Below are 255 nucleotides of genomic sequence, written 5' to 3' on the forward strand. Positions count from 1 at the left end.
GAGGCAACCGCCCCAGTTAAACTACCCACCAGGCACTGTCCCTGAACCAGATCATGGTCCGAGGTTAGAGGTCCAATTCGATCAGAGTGGTATTTCAACAACGACTCCACGATAACTGGCGTCACCGTTTCACAGTCTCCCACCTATCCTACACAAACCGAACCGAACACCAATACCAAGCTGTAGTGAAGGTCCCGGGGTCTTTTCGTCCTGCCGCGCGTAACGAGCATCTTTACTCGTAATGCAATTTCGCCG

At 52.5% G+C, this 255-nt stretch carries 1 rRNA gene; it reads right to left on the reverse strand.

Annotation, left to right across the window (positions count from 1 at the left end):
- A 23S ribosomal RNA gene (locus G8767_RS36700) occupies window positions 1-255 on the reverse strand; the annotation flags it as partial.

Origin of the sequence: Rhodococcus sp. IC4_135, assembly GCF_011602025.1 — a bacterium.
In the GTDB taxonomy this organism is placed as follows: domain Bacteria; phylum Actinomycetota; class Actinomycetes; order Mycobacteriales; family Mycobacteriaceae; genus Rhodococcus_F; species Rhodococcus_F baikonurensis.